This is a genomic window from Campylobacter sp. P091 (assembly GCF_002138935.1).
Lineage (GTDB): Bacteria > Campylobacterota > Campylobacteria > Campylobacterales > Campylobacteraceae > Campylobacter > Campylobacter devanensis.
Genome location: NZ_MJKZ01000002.1, coordinates 296,850 through 316,929 on the forward strand (window position 1 = coordinate 296,850; position 20,080 = coordinate 316,929).

General features: G+C 33.9%; 21 protein-coding genes and 1 pseudogene. 11 read left to right on the forward strand and 11 right to left on the reverse strand.

The annotated features are described in order from the left end of the window. The first annotated feature begins 56 nt into the window (after positions 1-56). Positions 57-281, forward strand: a complete 225-nt coding sequence (locus CIGNP91_RS03500; RefSeq protein ID WP_086253385.1) for a hypothetical protein — start codon at positions 57-59, stop codon at positions 279-281. A 299-nt stretch (positions 282-580) separates the two neighbouring features. Here the strand turns inward: CIGNP91_RS03500 and CIGNP91_RS03505 are convergent, their stop codons facing one another. Then, complete coding sequence (locus CIGNP91_RS03505; protein WP_086253386.1) at positions 581-1,570, reverse strand: isopenicillin N synthase family dioxygenase; 990 nt, start codon at positions 1,568-1,570, stop codon at positions 581-583. A 469-nt stretch (positions 1,571-2,039) separates the two neighbouring features. Here CIGNP91_RS03505 and CIGNP91_RS08725 point away from each other — a divergent pair. Continuing rightward, a pseudogene (locus CIGNP91_RS08725) lies at positions 2,040-2,345 on the forward strand (methyl-accepting chemotaxis protein); the annotation flags it as partial. A 30-nt stretch (positions 2,346-2,375) separates the two neighbouring features. Continuing rightward, positions 2,376-2,822, forward strand: a complete 447-nt coding sequence (locus tag CIGNP91_RS08730) for a CZB domain-containing protein (RefSeq protein WP_236845588.1) — start codon at positions 2,376-2,378, stop codon at positions 2,820-2,822. Between the two features lie 5 nt (positions 2,823-2,827). Here CIGNP91_RS08730 and CIGNP91_RS03515 read toward each other — a convergent pair whose 3' ends face one another. From CIGNP91_RS03515 to CIGNP91_RS03545, 8 genes are all read right to left on the reverse strand, one after another. Continuing rightward, positions 2,828-3,817, reverse strand: coding sequence for a hypothetical protein (locus CIGNP91_RS03515; protein ID WP_086253388.1), 990 nt, complete (start codon positions 3,815-3,817; stop codon positions 2,828-2,830). Then, positions 3,818-5,710, reverse strand: coding sequence for a methionine--tRNA ligase (gene metG, locus CIGNP91_RS03520; RefSeq protein WP_086253389.1), 1,893 nt, complete (start codon positions 5,708-5,710; stop codon positions 3,818-3,820). Between the two features lie 18 nt (positions 5,711-5,728). After that, positions 5,729-6,046 (reverse strand): hypothetical protein, encoded by a 318-nt coding sequence (locus CIGNP91_RS08735; protein ID WP_236845022.1) that lies wholly within the window; start codon positions 6,044-6,046, stop codon positions 5,729-5,731. Next, positions 6,039-6,872, reverse strand: a complete 834-nt coding sequence (locus CIGNP91_RS03530; RefSeq protein WP_086253390.1) for a class 1 fructose-bisphosphatase — start codon at positions 6,870-6,872, stop codon at positions 6,039-6,041. Before CIGNP91_RS03530 ends, CIGNP91_RS08735 begins: the two co-directional genes overlap by 8 nt. Before the next feature lies 1 nt (position 6,873). Continuing rightward, positions 6,874-7,434: a molybdopterin-guanine dinucleotide biosynthesis protein B gene (locus CIGNP91_RS03535; protein WP_086253391.1), complete on the reverse strand. Its 561-nt coding sequence runs from the start codon at positions 7,432-7,434 to the stop codon at positions 6,874-6,876. 65 nt (positions 7,435-7,499) lie between these two features. Next, positions 7,500-8,597, reverse strand: coding sequence for a succinyl-diaminopimelate desuccinylase (dapE, locus tag CIGNP91_RS03540; RefSeq protein ID WP_086253392.1), 1,098 nt, complete (start codon positions 8,595-8,597; stop codon positions 7,500-7,502). 1 nt (position 8,598) lies between these two features. Next, on the reverse strand, positions 8,599-8,730 hold the full coding sequence (locus CIGNP91_RS08815) for a hypothetical protein (RefSeq protein ID WP_272889771.1): 132 nt from the start codon (positions 8,728-8,730) through the stop codon (positions 8,599-8,601). A gap of 166 nt (positions 8,731-8,896) precedes the next feature. Next, positions 8,897-11,098 (reverse strand): endonuclease MutS2, encoded by a 2,202-nt coding sequence (locus CIGNP91_RS03545; RefSeq protein WP_086253393.1) that lies wholly within the window; start codon positions 11,096-11,098, stop codon positions 8,897-8,899. Positions 11,099-11,327: 229 nt separating this feature from the next. Between CIGNP91_RS03545 and CIGNP91_RS03550 the strand changes: the two genes are divergently transcribed. The 5 genes from CIGNP91_RS03550 to CIGNP91_RS03570 are packed head-to-tail and all read left to right on the forward strand — an operon-like array spanning position 11,328 to position 15,314. Next, the gene (locus CIGNP91_RS03550) at positions 11,328-11,858 is read left to right on the forward strand and encodes an OsmC family protein (protein WP_086243792.1); all 531 of its coding nucleotides are present in this window, start codon (positions 11,328-11,330) and stop codon (positions 11,856-11,858) included. Positions 11,859-11,867: 9 nt separating this feature from the next. Further along, a complete protein-coding gene (locus CIGNP91_RS03555; protein ID WP_086253394.1) occupies positions 11,868-12,923 on the forward strand; it encodes an acyl-CoA dehydrogenase family protein in 1,056 nt (351 codons plus the stop codon). A 12-nt stretch (positions 12,924-12,935) separates the two neighbouring features. After that, positions 12,936-13,853: an ABC transporter substrate-binding protein gene (locus tag CIGNP91_RS03560; RefSeq protein ID WP_086253395.1), complete on the forward strand. Its 918-nt coding sequence runs from the start codon at positions 12,936-12,938 to the stop codon at positions 13,851-13,853. Then, positions 13,850-14,584: an ABC transporter permease gene (locus CIGNP91_RS03565; RefSeq protein ID WP_086253396.1), complete on the forward strand. Its 735-nt coding sequence runs from the start codon at positions 13,850-13,852 to the stop codon at positions 14,582-14,584. The genes CIGNP91_RS03560 and CIGNP91_RS03565 overlap by 4 nt, the downstream gene beginning before the upstream one ends. Further along, the gene (locus CIGNP91_RS03570) at positions 14,571-15,314 is read left to right on the forward strand and encodes an ABC transporter ATP-binding protein (RefSeq protein WP_086224663.1); all 744 of its coding nucleotides are present in this window, start codon (positions 14,571-14,573) and stop codon (positions 15,312-15,314) included. Before CIGNP91_RS03565 ends, CIGNP91_RS03570 begins: the two co-directional genes overlap by 14 nt. A gap of 25 nt (positions 15,315-15,339) precedes the next feature. On the opposite strand, the gene CIGNP91_RS03575 is transcribed toward CIGNP91_RS03570, so the two are convergent. Beyond that, on the reverse strand, positions 15,340-16,092 hold the full coding sequence (locus tag CIGNP91_RS03575) for a flagellin (RefSeq protein ID WP_086241199.1): 753 nt from the start codon (positions 16,090-16,092) through the stop codon (positions 15,340-15,342). A 120-nt stretch (positions 16,093-16,212) separates the two neighbouring features. Between CIGNP91_RS03575 and CIGNP91_RS03580 the strand changes: the two genes are divergently transcribed. Genes CIGNP91_RS03580 through CIGNP91_RS03590 form a run of 3 tightly spaced genes read left to right on the forward strand, consistent with a single transcriptional unit; the run spans position 16,213 to position 18,764 of the window. Continuing rightward, a complete protein-coding gene (locus tag CIGNP91_RS03580) occupies positions 16,213-17,382 on the forward strand; it encodes an ATP-grasp domain-containing protein (RefSeq protein WP_180383207.1) in 1,170 nt (389 codons plus the stop codon). Further along, positions 17,375-18,055 (forward strand): class I SAM-dependent methyltransferase, encoded by a 681-nt coding sequence (locus tag CIGNP91_RS03585; RefSeq protein WP_086251706.1) that lies wholly within the window; start codon positions 17,375-17,377, stop codon positions 18,053-18,055. Before CIGNP91_RS03580 ends, CIGNP91_RS03585 begins: the two co-directional genes overlap by 8 nt. 22 nt (positions 18,056-18,077) lie before the next feature. Next, positions 18,078-18,764 carry a class I SAM-dependent methyltransferase gene (locus tag CIGNP91_RS03590; protein ID WP_086253397.1) on the forward strand — a complete coding sequence of 229 codons (687 nt, stop codon included), beginning with the start codon at positions 18,078-18,080 and terminating at the stop codon, positions 18,762-18,764. Positions 18,765-18,768: 4 nt separating this feature from the next. On the opposite strand, the gene hisD is transcribed toward CIGNP91_RS03590, so the two are convergent. Beyond that, positions 18,769-20,049, reverse strand: coding sequence for a histidinol dehydrogenase (gene hisD / locus CIGNP91_RS03595; RefSeq protein WP_086253398.1), 1,281 nt, complete (start codon positions 20,047-20,049; stop codon positions 18,769-18,771). Positions 20,050-20,080 lie beyond the last annotated feature (31 nt).

Here is a 20,080-nt window from a genome sequence, read left to right on the forward strand (position 1 = left end):
ATTAAAAATTAATATATATATAATTGCAGTTTTATTATAATTTTTAAGGAGTTTTGATGTTTAAGAATTTTCTTTTAGGATTAGGTTTAGCAGCAATGCTAAGTGGATATGCTACGATTTTTGGTCAAGGTGGTTATGTTCATTTTGATATCACTTCAGACCCAAATGAAGCTAAAATAATCATTACTGATTTAACTACAAATAAAGTAGTGATAGATACCAAAACCCCATTAGAGATAGACCTAAAAAAATATAATGGCTATTTTTCTGGTAAATCTTAAGTTTTAGTAAGCAAAGAGGGGTATAAAGATATTGAATTTACTATTAATAGTAGAGCAAATGGAATATACTTAGCTGGTAATTTAGTATTTGGTGGTCTTATAGGTTGGCTAGTTGTAGATCCGCTCACAGGTGCAATGTGGAAAAATCCAAATATAGAAAATAAAAGCAACAATGTATCTATCAAACTAATTAGCGATTTAACAGATGACCAAAAGCAAAATCTAAAACCGATCGCTCAATAAATTTAAATAAAGCATATCTAAATCAGATATGCTTTAATTTTTATATAAATTCAAATTTAAAAACTAAATCTCTCAATTAGATCGCTATGATACTTTTTAGCTACATCTGGATGAGATCTAATCATTCTTTTAAAATAATTTTCTGCAACATTTCTAAGTAGTGGATTTTTAGGGTCTGTATCTACTCCGGTACTCTCTTTTTTAAGGTGCTCTGGCAGTTCTAAAATCGGTATATCCTTATCAAGCTGCACACCTAAAAAATATGCAATAGAAAATCTCTCATTAGGCGTCAAATTTACTCTATGGATAGTAGCTTTTAGATAGCCATTTGTCGCAAGTTCTAAAAACTCACCGATATTTACCACCACAGAGCCTTCCATTGGCGGCACATCAATCCACTCGCCATTTAATAACCCTTGTAATCCCGACTCTTTATCTTGTAAAACAAATGTTATTAAACCGCCATCTTTATGCGATCCAACACCTTGAGTGTTGCCATCAAATGCTGGCGGATAGCGTAATAATTTAGCATGAGCGTATGAGTTTTTTCCATAAAGTTTATCAAAAGAGTCTTGTGGCAACTCAAGAGCTATAGCAAATCCTTTTAGAAGTTTTAAAGTCGCTGTGCTTGTTTGCTTAAACCACTCATTAAAAATAGTTTTAAGCTCTGGAATCTCTTTAGGAAATAAATTTGGGCCTTGAATTCTCATCCAAATAGGCGAGTTTTCATCCCAGTTTAAAGCCTCTTTATCGCTACCAGCGTCTATTTGCTCTCTATAATCCTTGCTGCCAGCTGTATATTCACCACCCTCTTTTGAATAACCACGAAATTGTGGCGATTTAAGCATCGAAATTTGCTCTTTTTGTTCTAAACTTAGAGCAAAAAACTCCTTGCTAAGCCTTTGAAGCTCTTTGCAAAGATCTAAATCGATACCATGATTTATCAAATAACAAGTCCCAAAAGTAGTAAATGCTGCCTTTAAATCTGCTATAAATTTTTCTTGATTACTATCTAACTCACTTAGGTCAAGTACTGGTATATTCATACTTTTCTCCTTAGTTTAAATTTAAAATTCTCATTTTATCATATCTTTTATAATAAAATAGAATATATTAACCAAATTTATGTAAAATTAATTCATAATTTATTAAGAAAAAATATAAAAAGGATAAAAAATGTTCAAATTCTTCACTAAAAAAGCGCTACTACCCCCCCCCATATCTTTAAACGATGAGCTTGAGCGACTACGAATACAAAACCAAGAACTCCTAAAAACCAATGAAGAACTAAAAGAACAGATAAAAGCACTCCAAGAAAACCCAAAATCTAACTACTATGAAGCATTTCATAATATTACAATGAGTATGGCAAATAGCTGTGTATCAAATTTAAATCTACTCCAAAGTGAATTTAGCGACTCTATTACACTGCTAAATGATACTCAAGAACTATCAACTAAAAATCAAAAAAATACTATAAAAATCCAAGATATGCTTCTAGATGAGTTAAGCCATATGGAGGATAGATTGCAAGATTTTCATGAGACAGTAAAGCAAGTGCAAAAAGATTTTGTATCTATCTCTGGTGTAATTTCGCTAATCATTGATATATCTGATCAGACAAATTTACTAGCCTTAAATGCTGCTATAGAAGCAGCACGTGCTGGAGAACATGGTAGAGGCTTTGCCGTAGTAGCTGACGAGGTTAGAAACTTAGCTGAGAGAACTCAAAAGGCTACAAAAGAGATTGAGATGAATATGGCAATAGTTCAACAAAATTTTGCTAAAATGCAATCTGCTACTGATGATGTAGTCGAGCATATGCGCTCTTTAGCTAGTCGTAATGAGACAATGAATGATGTTCATGAACTATCAAATACGATTAATTTCAACTCTCAAAAGGCACTTTCTACTATATTTATCAGCCTTGTTAAATTAGATCACCTATTATTTAAAGTTAAAGGTTATAAGGCGATTTTTGATGAAAACTTAAATGAAAAATTTGCCGATTACCATAGTTGTCGTCTTGGCAAATGGTATGAAACAGGACGCGGCAAAGAGCTATTTAGCAAATATCAACACTATGCTAAATTAGAACCAGTTCATAAAGATGTTCATGAAAATATCGCCAACGCACACAAAATAATGGTAGAACACGGCAAGACAAATGGGTGTTTAGATAAAATTTATAAACAACTAAATGCGGCTGAGAGTGCAAGCAAATCTGTTATAGATATTTTAAATACTCTATTAAATGAGAGAATTATGGAGTTAAAAGTTAAATTTAATAAAAAATAACTATATTAAAATAGTGTTGGCTCATCTATGCTTTGAGCCAACACAGCCTCTACATCTTCATAATTTTCAAAAACTAAAGCATATCTAAACTCATCAAGCTTTTTTATATCTTCTATATCATTATATACAAAATCAGCCATAAACGCTACACTACTACTAGCCCTAGCACAGATAATAATATCACTAAATTTCTGCCTTAAAAGCGTAGCCTCTAGCTTAAAAAGCTCTTCATCGCTTTCGCAAATTATCGCTCTATGACTTTGGCCAAATTCTTTAATCACAAAAAATTTATCAACAAAAATCGCCCTAAAATGGCCAAATTTATCAAAACTATGAACCTTAAATCCCACACCATACTCATCAAAAAACCTCATCACACAAACTAAATCTTTTATAAAAATATTAGGAAATTTAAGCTCACTATAGTAATTATTTTTAAATAAAATTGTAGTGTAAAAAAGCGATCCATTATCCATAAGCTCATAATGTAAATCGCTTAGACTATCATCGCTTAAACTTGCATGAGAAAAGCTAAGCCTATCAATCATCGCCTCATCATAGCTTAAAACTACCATATCGTTTTCTGCCTCAAGTATCTGCATAAAAGCTTTACTAATATCACAGCTAAATAGACACATCGATCTAGGTAAATATAAACACTCCAAAATCGAGCTTTGTAACTTTGTAAGATGGATGAAATTTAACTCTTTTTGTGCTGAGAGAAATCTCATCAATCTTATCATTGCCATAACCACACTATCAACTTTGATTATTGCTATTTCATCATCTTTGCTATTTAAGCTCAAATCAGTGATAATAGCATAAGCTCCACTTTTGATAGCAAGCAATGCGTCTTCTATCGTCGCATTTAAAGCAAAATACGCCATACCAACTTTAACCAAATTTGGATCTAGGCAAAATCCATTTATCATACTGATTTTTGGGCTATTTTTTAATTCGCCATTTAATAGCGTGGTTAGGTTTTCTATTCTCATCTATCCTACAATTGCTCCATTTTTTACACTTGCGTGAGTGCCTAGAAGCGTTAGGCTCCCATCTTCAGCGCTAAGAATCATGCCTTCGCTTAAATGCTTAAATATCTTAGCTGGTTTTAAATTAGCTAGGACGCAAACTTGTTTGCCTATTAGGCTTTTTGGCTCATAGTACTTAGCTATACCACTGATAATCTGTCTTGGTTTTTCTTCGCCTAGATCGATTTTAAATTTAAGTAATTTATCGCTACCTTCGATATTATCGCATTCTAAGATAGTTCCTACCTTTATAACACACTTTTTAAAATCATCAATTTTGATCTCTTCATCTTTTGATTTAATCTCATCAATCTTAGCCACCGGTGCTGGTGCCATCAGCTCGTGTTCTATCTTGGCAAATAGAGGAGTTGTGGCGTTGGCTTTGAAGTTGATTAAATTTGAGTTTATTATAAGCTCATTATAGCTATTTGTATTAATTTCAAATTCCAAAGTATCGGCTATTTTTTGAGCAGTTTGTGGCATAGCTGGACTTAGCAAAATAGCAACTCTAGCCAAAAGATTTGCCACCAATGCTACTAAGGCATTTGCTTCATCAAATTTATTATTCTTTACCAAATTCCAAGGCTCATATTTAGCGATAGTGGCATTTGCTATATTTAAAACCTTCCAAAGCTCCTCTAAATATCTATTTGGCGAGATCTCATCTAGGCTAATTAATGCTTGATTTATATGAATTTTAGCACTCTCAAGCTCATTAGAATAAAATTTATTTACATTTGTTGAGTCAATTATATTATCGCAATATTTAGAGCTCATACCAACTATTCTACTTAGTAAATTTCCTAAATCATTACTCAATTCGCTATTTATACGATCTATCAAGGCTCTTTGTGAAAAATCCCCATCTTGACCGAATGGCACCTCTCTTAATAGAAAATATCTAAACGCCTCTAATCCATAAGTATCGGCCACCTCTTTTGGATTTACCACATTGCCAAGGCTCTTACTCATCTTAACCCCGTCTCTAGTCCACCATCCATGTGCTGCTACGCTTACAGGTAAAGGCAAGTCAAGACTCATCAAAAATGCCGGCCAATAGACCGCATGAAAACGCAAAATATCCTTACCAACTATATGTAAGGTGTTATTCCAATACTCCATTCTCTCTTCATCTCTAGTGTATCCTAAGGCTGAGAGATAATTTACCAACGCATCTAGCCATACATACATCACATGTTTTGGCTCATTTAGCTCTTTTGGTAGTTTAATCCCCCACTCAAAGCTGGTTCTAGTGATAGATAGATCTTTTAGACCGCCTTTTACAAAGCTTATAACCTCATTTTTCTTGCCTTTTGGTAGGACGCATTTGTCATTTTCATACCATTTTAACAACCTATCTTGGTATTTTGAAAGGGCAAAAAAGTAACTCTCCTCTTTTACCAACCTAGTCTTTTTACCGCAATCAGGACAGCACTCATCATCTATTAGCTGATTAGCAGCAAAAAAGCTCTCACAACTCACGCAATAGCTACCCTCATACTCGCCCTTATAGATATCTCCATTTTTAAGCATTTTAGTAAAGACATTTTGGCTAGTTATCTTATGATACTCATCAGTTGTGCGTATGAAGTGATCATAGCTTATACCAAACTCATCCCATAAAGCTCTAAATTTAGCACTTATCTCATCTGCGTACTCTTTTGGGCTTTTGCCTCTAGCCTTAGCGGCCTCTTCTATCTTTTGGCCATGCTCATCAGTCCCTGTCAGAAAAAAGACATCATCGCCCCTTAAGCGATAAAATCTAGCCAAGGTATCGCAGATTATTGTAGTATAAGCGTGTCCGATATGTGGGACATCATTGACATAATATATTGGTGTGGTTATAAATTTTTTCATCATTTTCCTTTAAAATTGTTAAAAATCAAATTGACCGCCACGGCCTTCATTCATCTTTTCATATGTGGATTTGACATAATTTTCCCTTATATCGCAATCAAAAATTCTATCACAATCCATGCAACTACTTAGATTATTGGCCTTTTGACAATCTTTGAGCCTAGCTGTGGCAATATCAAATTGTAAAATTACAAACTCCTTAATCCTATCACATCCAAAGACCCGTTGGCACTTTGAACAGCTATCTCCAGATGAGTTTTGAGCGATACAATTTTTTAGAGCTATCTTTTTAGATTCTAGCTCATCAATAGCGCTAAATTCGGTTATTTCAGCCATTTTTGACTCTATCAATCTCAAATTTAGACCCAAAATAACAAGGCGTAGTTTGGTGAGTCTTTTTAATTTTAATATCTAATAAGCTATCATTTACCCCATCAGTTGTGGCGCCACCAGCTTTTTCATATATATAGGCAAATGGTAAAACCTCAAAAGCAACCCTAAGCTTGCCATTTGGTGCATCGGGCGTGGCTGGATAGCTAAATAACCCACCGCCTTTTAGCAAAACTTGATGAAGATCGCTTACCATAGCGCCACTATATCTAAGCCTATAGCCATCATCAAATAGCGATTTTATCATAGCTCTATGAGAGTCGCTCCAGCCTTTTTGTGTGCCACCTGTGGCATTTATCTTGCCTCTGTCTTTTAGCTCTAAATTTTTAATGAATTTAAACTGATTATCTCTATTTAACCTAAATAATCTCACGCTATCATCGCACACTACCATCTCAAGCCTTGGGCCATAAACTACATAAATCGCCCCTACTAAACTCCTAGAATCCAAAGAGCCTTTATAAATCCCAAATATCGATCCAACAGCGAAATTCACATCCACCAAGCTACTACCATCAAGTGGATCATAAGCTATGATATAATCTGCATTTGAGTTTATCTCTAAAATAGACTCTTTTTCTTCACTAATTATAGCCTTGATATTGCTGAGTTTTTTCAATCTATTTTCTATTATCTCATCACTTAATATATCGAGCTTTAATTGAGTATCACCTGTGGAATTTGAGCTTTGAGCATAGCTAAAATCACCATATTTTAGTAGTTCGCTAATCTCTATAGCGATATCTTCAACTGCTTTTATAATCTCTTTCATTTTACACCTTTTTTGCGTTTTTATCTATCCATTTTATAATTCCATCTATATCATCAAGACCAAATTTATCCCCACAAGCATCAAACTCAACATTACTAGCAAAAGCATCGCTAAATGGGATAAAATCATCTATAACCTCATCTCTAAATATAGTAATTCTAGGAAGTTTTAAGCTCTTTAAGCCCTCAATTATCAAATAATCAAACTCACCAAAATGAGCCACTAAAATCTCTAGCTCACTATCAAAATTATCCAAATTTGGCTCAAATTTCTCATTTTTATCTCTGTGTGATTGTGAGATTATCCTATCTTTACCACCAAATAGCCCACTTTGTAAAAAAATTGATGTTCTATTTGGGCTTACTACTGCGACATCTGCACCGATACTACTATATATATAGCTATCCTTGCCAGGATAATCAAATTTCGCCTTATCACCTGGATCGTGCTTTGTTATCACAACCTTAAATCCACGAGATATAAGCTCTTTTGCCACCTTAGATATGAGCGTTGTCTTGCCACTTCCACTAGCTCCGCTAAAAGCTACAGCCAATCTTTTAATGATATATCCTTTTTGAATTTCTCATAATTTTAGCCAAAAAAATCTTAAAAAATGAAATTATAAATTTATTTAAAATAGCGTATCAAATCGCTAAAAACCTCATAAAGCTTCGCTACTTCATCTATGCTCACTCTCTCATCAACAGCGTGAATTCTATCATTTACCACACCAAATTCCACCACAGGCACCCCAAAAGCCGCAAAATACCTAGCATCACTTGTCCCACCAGTCGTGCTAAGCTCAGGCGCAACCCCGCAAATTCTATTAATGCTATCTGTCAAATTCGTAACAACTTTAGAATTCGCATCTGTTAAAAATGGCTTTGAACCCTCCTTAAGAGTTAGCTCATAATCAAGCCCATTAAATATATGCTCACAATATTGCTTAACATCTTCATAGCTTGTTAGGTCTGAATTTCTGATATTAAACATTATTTTAAGCTCACTTGGCGTTACATTACAAACTTCCATACCACCTCTAATATCGGTAATTACTATCTTTGAAGGATCAAAATATCTACTTCCAGCATCCATATCATATCCAGCAAAATTAGCCAACACGGCACTTGCTTGATGGATTGGATTGATACATTTAGATGGATAAGCCGCATGACCTTGAATGCCCTTAACCTTGATAACACCATTGATAGAGCCACGGCGACCTATCTTTATCATATCACCAATTTTATTAGTAGATGTAGGCTCAGCCACAATAGCAAAATCAGGTAAAGAGTTATTATCTTGTAGATACTTTAACGCCTCTTTAGTTCCATAAATTCCATCACCCTCTTCATCGCTTGTCAAAATAATAGTTAAACTCCCATTAAATTCCCTAGCATCCTTACACGCTTGTAGTATCGCTGCTACTCCACTTTTCATATCTTGAGCGCCTCTAGCATAGATATATCTATCTCTCTGCTCTGGCTCAAATGGATCACTACTCCATCCATCTCCTGGTGGGACTACATCGATATGCCCAGCAAAGCATAAATTTAGCCCATCGCCAAATTTTTTACTAAGGATTAAATTCTTAACCCCATTAATATCCAAAAGCTTAGCATCAAACTCGCTCATAAGTAGTGTGATGTAATTCATAGCACCATCATCATCTGGTGTGATACTTCTAAATTTCAATAGCTCTTTTAAAAGCTCTATAACTTCCATTTTAACCCTTTAAAAATGTATTAAATATCAGCATAATAGCAAATCCCACCATTAAAATTGCCGAGATATATGCAAATGCCATTTGAGTTTTTGCCCCTATAAATTTGCGTGAGCGACTAACTATAAAAGACAAAAACACCACCTAACTCACTATACTAACAACCAACCCGCTAAATCCCATAATCACACTATCATCACCACACCGCTAACAGAGAGCCAAAAGCCAATTATATATGGATTTAAAATATTCATTAAAGCCCCTTTAATAAAACAGCTCCAAAATCCCCCAATACTATCTATCATAATTTCACCACTTTGCTACCAAATCCACCCTCGCTTGGCGCCCCATCTTTAAAGGCTTTAACACTTGGATGGGATTTTAAAAACTCTTTTACGGCATACGCTAGCTTGCCTGTGCCGATACCATGCTTTATTAAAACCTCATCAAATCCCGCTATCAAGGCATCAGAGATAAATTTATCTAATTTTTCAATCGCCTCATCGCTCCTAAGCCCATGAAGATCTATCATCACGCTAGCAGAGCTTGGGCGAGATAGGCTTATATTTATGCTTTTTTGGTTATTTAATGGGCTTTGATTAGTAGCCTTTAAAAGCGATATTGGCACTCTTAGATTAACCCCATTGCTATCTATAATCGCATCATTTTTACTAAGGCTTAAGACCACGCCTTTAATCTTATCATATTTAACTCTATCACCTACTTTTAGCTCTATTGGCTCACTTAAAATCGTAGGTTTTGGGATAGATTTTGCTATGGAATTTGCGTTATTTAGACTTCTTTGTTTCTCTTTTGTATCTTTTAGGTTTATCCCTCTTTTGGCCTCATTTATAGCTTTGTAAAATTCAGCTTCTAATGAGCTTAATCTCGCTCTTAGCGTCTCATCGGCTCTGATTTTAGCCTCTTTTAAATCCTTTAATAGCTCATCTAATTTTAGCTCTTTTTCCTCTACGCTTTTAAGCTTTAATTTTAGCTCTAATTCTAAATTTAAAGCCTTAGATATCATCTCATTTAAATTCTCTTTATCATCGCCATAAGCACTCTTAGCACTTGCTACAAGATTAGCTGGAATTCCATATCTACTAGCAGTCTCAAAGGCGTAAGATTTACCTATAATGCCTTTTAAAAACTCATATTTAGGGCGTGAGTTTTGCTCATCATATAGTGCGGCTATCAGCTCAACTTCGCTATTTTTAGCTAGTAGCATAGCAAGTCGTTTGTGGTGAGTGGTTATAACCATTTTGATATCGCTACTCATCATTGAAGTTAGCAATACGCTATATAGACTAGCTGCCTCTTCAAAGTCTGTCCCTAGCTCTATCTCATCTACACCGATTAAAATCTGCTTTTTGCCTAAAATTTTAGAAAATCCTAGCATTCTACCAGCAAAAGTGGATATATCATTTTTGGAATTTTGTGGATCTTCTATAATAGCCTCAAACTCTTTAAAGCTACCAATGCTAGATTTAGTGCTATTTATGCTCATAGGAAGTAGATATTTAGCTAGTAATGCCGCACTCAATATACTCTTTAATAGCATACTTTTACCACCGGCATTTACCCCAGTGATTAAGAGAATTTTACCACGAAAATCCACGCTAATACGCTTTGGATTTTTAAGTGCTGGATGGGCAAATTCGCTCAAAATTATATCCTTATTAGAATTAGCTAAAACAAAGTTATAATCCCTGCTCTTAGCAAAGCTCACCCTAGCAATCAAGCTATCTATATAATCAAAAGCTGAATTTATAAATTTCAAAAATGGTAAATTTTTATGAAAAATCGCACTAATTATCTTAGCATGCTCAAACAAAATCTCCTCTTTTTTATCCATTAGATCGCTCTGTTCGCTCTTTAATTTACTAACAATATCAGGCAAAACATAGAAATATCCACCGCTACTTCTAGCTATCACTGTGCCTTTTAAAGCGTGATTAAATCCGCCACGCACCAAAAGAGCTTCATTTGAGTTGATATAGTGAATTTGAGTATCGACTAGATATGGGCTTAAATGCTTGGTATAAATGAGCTTTTTTAAGCTCTCATCTATCTGCTTTTTTTTGTTTTTATAAGCTTCGTTTATAGATATTAAACGCTCATCAATGCTCTCTTTAAACTCCCCATTTTCATCAAAATAGTCACAAATTTTATCAATACTAGATGGAATTTCAATCTTATCTAGATATCCACGCATTTTATCACCGAAATTTTGCGATTTTAGGTAGTTAAAATACTCTATAATCTTGCTAAATTCATATATCTCGCTGATATGTAAAACAGCTTGTTTAGATACTCTCATCAAGGCATCATCTAAATTTGCTATCTCTTTTGGGCTTTTTAAATTTAGAGATGAAATCTCTTCTATTTTTTCATAATTTGCCCTGCTATCTCCACTTATAAAAAGCGGTTTAGGCCTAGCTAAAAATTCATTATACGCACTCAAATACTCGCTTAAATCCAACTTCTCAAACAGCTCTTCCATAAAATCTCGCAAAAAAATAATTTAAACCTCAATTATACTAATTTTGGCTTAAATCTATCCATTTTATGGGAGTTTGAATTAAATTTAACTTATCAAATTTAAATCTAAATTTAATAAATTTAAAAATATATTAAATTACTTTATATTGACAAATACCTAGTTTATTGATATAATTTCGCTATTAAAAGATTAATATATCTTTTTACTATATTTTAATAAGGAGATAAAAATGGCAAATTGTGCTATAAATTCATGTACTAGACTAGATCCAATTGACAAAGCAGGTCTAGAGGCTCTAATCAAAGCTGGAAAAGAGAATCCAGATGTTATTAAGACACTTAAATGTCGCACAGTCGCAGAGGGCAAGTTTCGCCACGCAAACTACATAAGAAATCTACCTGCATACATAGTAGATGAGCCACCAACACTACTTGGAGAAGATACCGCACCAAATCCTAGCGAAGCGGTTTTAGCTGCTCTTGGAAGTTGTATAGCAGTAGGAATCCACGCAAACGCAATCGCTCAAAATATAGTTATTACCAAACTTGAAGTTGAGCTTGAGGGAGACCTTAATATAACTGCAGTTTGGGGAACTGGCGATCTAAGCGAAAAGCAACTTGGATTTACAGATGTAAGAGTAAATGTGATATTAGAAAGCAACGCTGATAAGGCTAAACAAGACGCCCTAATAGCTCACGCTTTAAAATACTCACCAGTAGCAAATACTTTGCTTAGAAATGTAAATTTAGAAGTTAAATAAGGATAAAAAATGGCACTACAAAAATTAGCAGAATTAGCACACTCTATAGATAAAGATGGAATTTACCCAAAAGAGTTATTAAAACAGATAGCTCAAAATGGTGATTTCGCTGTTTTAAAAACTAGAAGCGATATATACAAAGCTATAGAAAATATAGCGAAAATTTCAAATATTTGTGGAACTAGTGGATTTTGCATGTGGTGCCAATTTGCGATTATCTACTACTTGATAAATAGCGATAATCAAGAGCTAAAAAACGAGCTATTACCAAAACTATATAGTGGTGAAATTCTAGGTGGAACGGCACTATCAAATCCTATGAAGGCCTTTGCTGGGATTGAGAAAAATCATCTCAAAGCACAAAAAACTGATGGCGGATATATCATAAATGGCAATCTACCATGGGTATCAAATATCACTGAAGATAGCGTATTTGGCGCTATAGCCTTAGATGAAGATGATAAGCCTGTAATGGGCGTAATAAGAGTTGGCAAAAATGCTACTTTAAAATCAAATATCAAATACGCCGCACTTGAGGGCTCAGCTACAAAAAGCGTGGCTATAAAAGATTATTTTTTAGCTAGTAGCGATATTTTAGCCACTAATATCTATGAGTATCTAATCAAAATAACCCCTGGATTTATACTCTTACAAACAGGTATAGCAGCTGGAATCATAAAAGCAGCCTTAGATGAGATAGAAAAATCAAACAAAACTCACGCTGATATAAACTCATATCTAAATATAAATTTAGATGAGTTAAAAAGCGAATTTAACAATCTTTTAAATGAGATTAAGCTTATATCAGAAAATATCGAAAACATAGAGCCAATTAGGGTTTTAACAGCTAGGTTAAATGGCTCACTACTAACTCAAAAGGTCACGAGCGCTGCGGTGTTGTTTTGTGGTACTAAGGGGTATTTTGAGAAGTCTCATGTAGCAAGACTCCAAAGAGAGGGCAATTTCGTCCTTATAGTAACTCCTAGCATAAAGCACCTTTTAAAAGAGATAGCTCAAGTAGAAGCTGGGCGTGGCTGCATAAAATCATGGCGAGAAAAATTATAAAAAGGATAAGATATGAATAGAAGATATGCACTTGGATTTTTAGCTGGTTTTTTGGCTCTTAGTGCGACTAAGAGTGTGGCAAATTCTAAATTTAAAAAAGGTATTAAGATAGGATATCTGCCGATTTGCGATCATTTAATTATAATCGCTAAAGATATCTTTAGTAGTGATGAGTTTGATATTGTTCCTATTAAATTTGCTAATTGGGCGGATTTGAGCGAGGCTCTAAGGGCTAAAGCAGTTGATGGGGCGTTTTTATTAGCTCCGCTTGGGCTTATGCTAAAAGGTAGTGGAGTAGATATCAAAGCCATTATGGCCGCACACAAAAACGGCTCATCTTTGGTGGTAAATAACAGCATTAAGACAATCAATGAATTAGAAGGCAAAAATATAGCAATTCCATCTAGATTTTCTAGCCACTACTATATCTTACACAAGCTTTTAAGCAAGAATAATATAAAAGTAAATTTAGTAGATATGGCACCTACTGAGATGCCTTTTGCCTTGTTAACAAATAGAATTGATGGATATATCGTTGCTGAGCCTTTTGGACAATTAGCCGTAAAAAGAGGTGCTGTTAATCTAATTTTAAGCAAAGATGTAGTGCCAAATCATATATGCTGTTTGCTTAATTATTCTAGCGAGTTAGCAAATTCCAAAATAGCAAATCAGCTAACTAAAGCATTTAAATTAGCAGCAAATTTTATAGAAAAAAACCATAGTGAAGCTGCTACTATGGGATCAAAAATTTTGGCTCAAGATGCAGATATTATAAATAAAATAATCGGTGAAAAAATCGTATCATATAGCGATTTAAAGATAAATAAAGAAGATTTAATAAACCTAAAAGAGTTTTTGATATCTCAAAATTTAGCAAATGATGGGCTAAAAAATTTAGATATAGATAGTTATTTAGTGGAGCAAGTATGAAATATATTTATCAAAGTATAGTTTTAGCTTTTGCTATATTAATATGGCATATATTTAGCTCTGAGCTAATTCCATCGCCTATGCAAGTTTTAGACGCATTTAGGCTAATAATAGATAATAATAGCTTACAAATTGGAATTATAGATTCGCTATATAGATATGGTATTGGGCTTATTTTGGGCGTTATTTTTGGGGTTATAATTGGTTTTATATTTGGGTTTAATCCAAAATTTGCTCAAGCCTTTGATCCGCTATTTAATATTTTGCGTCCTATCTCGCCAATTGCATGGGTGCCAATTATCTTAATAATATTTGGAATTGGAGATTTACCAACTATATTTATTATAGCATATTCAGTATTTTTCCCTATGGTATTATTATCTACAAAAGCCATAAAAGATCTACCTAGCCAACTAATAGTAGTAGCTAAAAATTTTGGTGCTTCTAAATTGCAAATTTTCACTGGAGTTATCATACCATCTAGTTTTTTATCTCTTATATCTAGCCTTAAATTAGCCGCAGCTCTTGCTTGGATAAATCTAGTCGTAGGAGAAATGTTAGGAGCTCAAACTGGACTTGGATATATGATTATCGATAGTAGAAATCAATTAAGAATAGATATATTAATAGCTACAATTATTACTATAGGTATCATTGGTATGATAATTAATACTATATTTGGATATATAGAAAAAGTAGTATCAAGGAGATATGGCTATGATAGAAATTAAAAATCTTAGAAAATCATTTGGCGATATTTGCGTTTTAGATGATATAAATTTAAAGATTAATAATGGTGAGTTTTGCGTACTTTTAGGCTCTAGCGGAAGCGGCAAAAGCACAATATTGAAAATTTTAAGCTCTCTTGAAAGCTTTGATAGTGGTGAGATTAAATTTGATAACGAGAGCTTTAAATCTCAAATTCCAAACTCCAAAGAGCGTCAGATAATAATGCAACACTACTGCTTAATGCCATGGCTTACTGCACTTGATAATATCAAATTTGCTCTAAAGTGTTCTGGCTTAAAGAATAAAAAACTAATAGATGACATAGCTAAAAAATATCTAAGCCTAGTAGGGTTAAAAGATAAAATGAATTTATATCCAAATAGCCTAAGTGGCGGCCAATGCCAAAGAGTTGCGATAGCTAGGGCTTTAGCTCTTGATCCAAAGGTGCTATTTTTAGATGAGCCTTTTAGTGCTTTAGACCCAGTTGTTAGAGCAAATTTACAAACCGAGCTTAAAGAATTAACTAAAAATAAGCAAGTGATATTTGTAACTCACGATATTGATGAGGCTATACTTTTAGGTGATAAAATTGTGATTTTACATGCTGGAAAGATAATTAAAGAGCTACAAAATCCTAAATTTACTCCAAATACTCCAAAATATTTTGAGCTAAAATCTGTAATATATAAGCTAATTAATGGCGAAATAGAAAATATAGAATATATGATTTAAGATAGCCAAATTTGGCTATCTTTATCTATCTTAGAAGTGTTGATACTTGTTGAGCTAGTAAAGTCATATTGTGAGCAGCAGCTAATGTTGTGCTATTGAGCTGTAAATTTGATCTATTTAGATCGCTTAAATTTTTTACTACATCGTTATTTTGTAGCTGTGATTCACTAGCTTTGGCTGAATTTGATGCTGTGATAGAAGAGTTGATATTGCTTAAAAGCCCTTGCTGAGTGCTACCTATATCAGCTCTCATAGCATTAACGCTATCCTTAAAAGCAGCTATGCTATCTTGAGAGCTAATATCAATTGAGCTAATATTTGGACTATTTAGCGATATTGTAGTTGCAGAACTACCAGTTTGAAAGTTCATAGTCGAACCAAATATATTTTGACCATTAAAGCTAGTTGAATTTAGCGTATCTTGCATAGATGTCTTAAGCGCTTGAGCCTCTTTTGTAATAGCAGCTCTTGAGTTACTATCCATAGCTAGACTATTTGAACGAATTGATAGTTCATTTAATCTATCAGCACTATTTGTTAAATTTTGTAATGCTCCATCAGCGATTTGTAAAACACCAATTGCGTCATTTGCATTGTTAACGCCTTGAGAGATGGCATTCGCATTGCTTAAAAGTGTATTAGCGATAACCATATTAGCACTATCACTACCGCTAATAGCACGATTTGCTGAGATATTATCCAAGGCTTTATTAGCACTATTTTGAGCATTGTTTAAATAGTAATTTTGCATACTATTTGAATAGTCATTTATCTTCATTTGATACTCCTTACTTTATTATCTTAAATTTTAACTAAATTTAGCTTAATTTTAACCTAATTTAGGGGTAAATTTAATAAGTTTAAGATATAATTTCGCCACAAAATTTAAAGGAAATTCGTGGATAAAATCCCTGTGGCTTTGCTTATTGGTGCTAGTAGTGAAAGCTTAATTGCTATAGCTTATGCTAAAAAACTTGGACTAAGAGTTGTTGCCTTTGATATTAATCCTACAGCTCCAGGACTTAAAGAAGCCGATATATCATATAACGAAGATATCTCAAATCCAAATAAAATAATAGCAATTTTAGAGCATGATGGATTAATACCAGCAATAATTTTACCCGTACCAATTGGCAGATGTCTTAATACTATTGGTGCTTTAAATGACTATTATAATCTAAATGGTTTTAGTTATAAAATGGCAGATATTTGTACTGATAAGCTCAAATTTGCTACTGCTTTAGCAGATAATGGGGGATTAGGCTCTTTAAGAGATATAAAATTTGATATATTTGATCCAAATTTAAACCACAATAAGATTAAATTTCCACTAATAATCAAGCCAAGATTTGGCAGTGGTAGCAAAGATACGATAGTTATATCTAATCTTGATGAGTTCAAAAATATCACTCAAAATATTAAATTTACTAAAATGGATTTTTTAATCGAAGAGTTTATAGATGGCTTAGAGTATGGGATTGACGCTGTTATTATCAATGGCGCATTTCATCATATTTTATTAAGACAAAAGCTATTAACCCCACTCCCATATAGACAGGCTATCGGATATATTAGTATAGATGAAATTCCATCTATAAGTAGCTATATCCAAAAGGTTATAACCAAATTAAATATAGATAATTGTTTATTACACGCTGATATAATAACCAAAGATAATAGAGCATTTATCATAGAGCTATCTACTCGCCCAAGCGGGCATTATCTAAGTAAATTTATAGAGATTACAACTGGGATAAATCCTACAAAAGAGTGGATAAATAAGTGCCTAAATCTACCATATAACTTCAAGCCAAAATTTAGAAAAAATACAGTAATACGCTATTTTGATTTTGAAGGCGACTGGATAGCGGCTGATTTTGACTTGCTTAAAGATAGCTTAGGGATTGTAGATTATAGGTGCGAAATTAATTCAACACTACCAAAAGTTATAGATGGCTCTACCATAATGGATAGAGGCTATGCGATAATACAAACCAACTCAAAGGAGCAATCACTTATAAACACGCAAAAATTAATATCAAATTTTAAAAGGAAAATAGATGGATGAGATAATAAAAGCTCAAGAGCGCTCATATAAATTATGGGAGCAACATATATCTAACTCAATGCTACTATACCCAAATGAGTATTTGACTCGCTATATCTATGCTAATAAAAGAGATTTTAATAGCATATTGGATTTTGGCTGCGGTGATGGAAGGCACTTAGAGATGATAGCTAGGGCTGGACTAGAGCATATAATTGGCGTAGATTATAACCGTTCAGTGCTAGATATAGCTCAGCAAAGATGTCAAAAATATAATATCAAATGCGAGTTATATCAAAATAATCAAAACTCAAATTTAAAAGATCTAATCCAAAGAGATAATTTAGATTGCGTGGTTTGCTGGGGGATAACCCTTACTAATGCTTATTACGCCATAAGCGATATTTTTAAGCAATTTGCTAAAATATTAAAGCCAAATGGCAAGGTGATAGCTAATTGGAGAGCGCAAGATGACTCACTATATGGCGATGGCAAAGAGATAGCTAAAGATACATTTATAATTGAGCGTGATAGCCATAAAGGAATGCTATATTATATCCCAAATTTAGATGATATAAAAGAGATTTATAGGGGTGCGAATTTAGAGATTATAAGCATAGATAGCGAGAGATTTACTACTGATAATGGCAAGATTATAAACTCATGGCATATCATAGAAGCCAAAAAAATTTAAAATAAAATTTAAAAGTAATTTAATGAAAAATAGCATAAATGATTATAAAGCGCATTTTGATTTATGGGAAGATTTGATATTAAGCGGAGATAGAATTTATCCTAGTGAGTTTGTTGTGCGATTTGCTTTTAAGAATAAATTTAAAAGTGTGCTTGATTTTGGCTGTGCTAATGGTAGGCATTTAGAGTGTTTTAGCAAGGCTGGTGCCACTAGATTAATAGGCATTGACCTAAATCAAAAGCCACTTGATCTAGCCAAAAGTAGATTAGAGCCGATTATAAATAGCCGTGGCGCCACACTAGAGCTATATAGTAATAAAAATAGAGATATTAATGAAATTTTAAAAGATATTAGAGTTGATGCGATACTTCTTTGGGAGATAGCATATTTATATACACCAAATATAGTTTTAAATCTTTTAAACTCACTCAAATCTCATCTAAATCCAAATGGCAAAATGCTTATAAATTTCATTAGTAAAGATGATAGCCTAAAAATCGACGCAAAGCCTTTAGGCGAGAATATTTATGAGATTACAGAGCCAACTCATAGGGGGTTGATTTTTACATTTTATGATTTAGATATGATTACAGAGCTTATGAAAAAGGCTGGTTTAAAAATAATATCTATAGAAAAAAACCACTATTGGCTAGATGGTGGAGCTATCAAGCATGACTATATCAATATTCAAGCCACGCATGATAGCTAAAAATTTAAACCCTAAACTCCACAGAAAGCTTATGAGCCTCTAGCCCTTCAGCATCAGCTAGAGCCATACAAGCCTTACTAAGCTCATCAATTGCTCTTTTATTCATCGAAATTATAGAGCTTTTTTTGATGAAATTACTCACGCTTAAAGGCGAGAAAAATCTAGCGCTACCGCCTGTTGGTAGCGTGTGATTTGGCCCAGCTAGATAGTCCCCTATCGCTTCAGGAGTATAATGGCCTAAAAATATCGCCCCAGCGTGCTTGATGCGTGGTAGATACTCATACGCATTATCACACGCTATCTCTAAATGCTCCACAGCCAACTCATTCATCAATTCCACACACTCATCCATATCACGAGCGACGATTATAGCAGCTTTATTATCTATACTTGCTTTGGCTATCTCATATCTTTTTAAATTTGGCAATAATCTTTGAATTTCACTATTAACCTTAGTAGCAAACTCATCACTAAAAGTAATTAAAAAGCTACTAGCTATCTCATCGTGCTCAGCTTGGCTTAATAGATCGATAGCTATGTGAGTAGGATTGGCACTCTCATCAGCTATCACGCCTATTTCACTAGGGCCTGCTATCATATCTATATTTACATCACCATAAACCATCTTTTTAGCCGTTGCGACAAAGATATTGCCAGGGCCAGTAATTACATCAACTTTTTTAATGCTCTTAGTCCCATACGCCATAGCCGCTATAGCACTAGCGCCACCTACTTTATAGGCGTTTTTGATACCTAAAAGATGCATAGCACCAAGTAATAAAGAATTGACTACACCGCCAACAGCAGGAGTACAAACCACTATATCCTTCACCCCTGCTACTATAGCTGGGACTGCATTCATAATCAATGAGCTAGGATATGCGGCTTTGCCACCTGGGATATATAGCCCTGCTCTATCTACAGGCGTTACCTTTTGACCTAAGAGCGCACCGCTAGGCTCAAAGTCTATCCATGACTTTTCTACCTGTTTTTCGTGGTAAGATTTTATCCTTTTATATGCTACTTCTAAGGCGTTTTTAAGCTCACTATCTAAAGCTTCATAAGCGCTTTTCATCTCATCAGTGCTTATAGCTAGATTATCTTCTACTTCCCACTTATCAAATTTAGCTATTTGGGCTTTTAACGCCTCATCGCCATGGGCTTTAATCTCATTTATAATACCATTTACAATTGGCATTACGCTTTGTATATCCATATTTGAGCGATTGACTAATGAGTTAAACTCATCTTTAAAATTTGCTTGATTGCTATATAAAATTTTCATAAATATCTCCTTGAATTTACAAAATTATACT

Bases quoted from the DNA above. Each gene is read 5' to 3' on its own strand.
- CIGNP91_RS03500 (WP_086253385.1), top strand. From the start codon at position 57: ATGTTTAAGAATTTTCTTTTAGGATTAGGTTTAGCAGCAATGCTAAGT.
- CIGNP91_RS03505 (WP_086253386.1), bottom strand. From the start codon at position 1,570: ATGAATATACCAGTACTTGACCTAAGTGAGTTAGATAGTAATCAAGAA.
- CIGNP91_RS08730 (WP_236845588.1), top strand. From the start codon at position 2,376: ATGAATGATGTTCATGAACTATCAAATACGATTAATTTCAACTCTCAA.
- CIGNP91_RS03515 (WP_086253388.1), bottom strand. From the start codon at position 3,817: ATGAGAATAGAAAACCTAACCACGCTATTAAATGGCGAATTAAAAAAT.
- metG (WP_086253389.1), bottom strand. From the start codon at position 5,710: ATGAAAAAATTTATAACCACACCAATATATTATGTCAATGATGTCCCA.
- CIGNP91_RS08735 (WP_236845022.1), bottom strand. From the start codon at position 6,046: ATGGCTGAAATAACCGAATTTAGCGCTATTGATGAGCTAGAATCTAAA.
- CIGNP91_RS03530 (WP_086253390.1), bottom strand. From the start codon at position 6,872: ATGAAAGAGATTATAAAAGCAGTTGAAGATATCGCTATAGAGATTAGC.
- dapE (WP_086253392.1), bottom strand. From the start codon at position 8,597: ATGGAAGTTATAGAGCTTTTAAAAGAGCTATTGAAATTTAGAAGTATC.
- CIGNP91_RS03545 (WP_086253393.1), bottom strand. From the start codon at position 11,098: ATGGAAGAGCTGTTTGAGAAGTTGGATTTAAGCGAGTATTTGAGTGCG.
- CIGNP91_RS03550 (WP_086243792.1), top strand. From the start codon at position 11,328: ATGGCAAATTGTGCTATAAATTCATGTACTAGACTAGATCCAATTGAC.
- CIGNP91_RS03555 (WP_086253394.1), top strand. From the start codon at position 11,868: ATGGCACTACAAAAATTAGCAGAATTAGCACACTCTATAGATAAAGAT.
- CIGNP91_RS03560 (WP_086253395.1), top strand. From the start codon at position 12,936: ATGAATAGAAGATATGCACTTGGATTTTTAGCTGGTTTTTTGGCTCTT.
- CIGNP91_RS03565 (WP_086253396.1), top strand. From the start codon at position 13,850: ATGAAATATATTTATCAAAGTATAGTTTTAGCTTTTGCTATATTAATA.
- CIGNP91_RS03570 (WP_086224663.1), top strand. From the start codon at position 14,571: ATGATAGAAATTAAAAATCTTAGAAAATCATTTGGCGATATTTGCGTT.
- CIGNP91_RS03575 (WP_086241199.1), bottom strand. From the start codon at position 16,092: ATGAAGATAAATGACTATTCAAATAGTATGCAAAATTACTATTTAAAC.
- CIGNP91_RS03585 (WP_086251706.1), top strand. From the start codon at position 17,375: ATGGATGAGATAATAAAAGCTCAAGAGCGCTCATATAAATTATGGGAG.
- CIGNP91_RS03590 (WP_086253397.1), top strand. From the start codon at position 18,078: ATGAAAAATAGCATAAATGATTATAAAGCGCATTTTGATTTATGGGAA.
- hisD (WP_086253398.1), bottom strand. From the start codon at position 20,049: ATGAAAATTTTATATAGCAATCAAGCAAATTTTAAAGATGAGTTTAAC.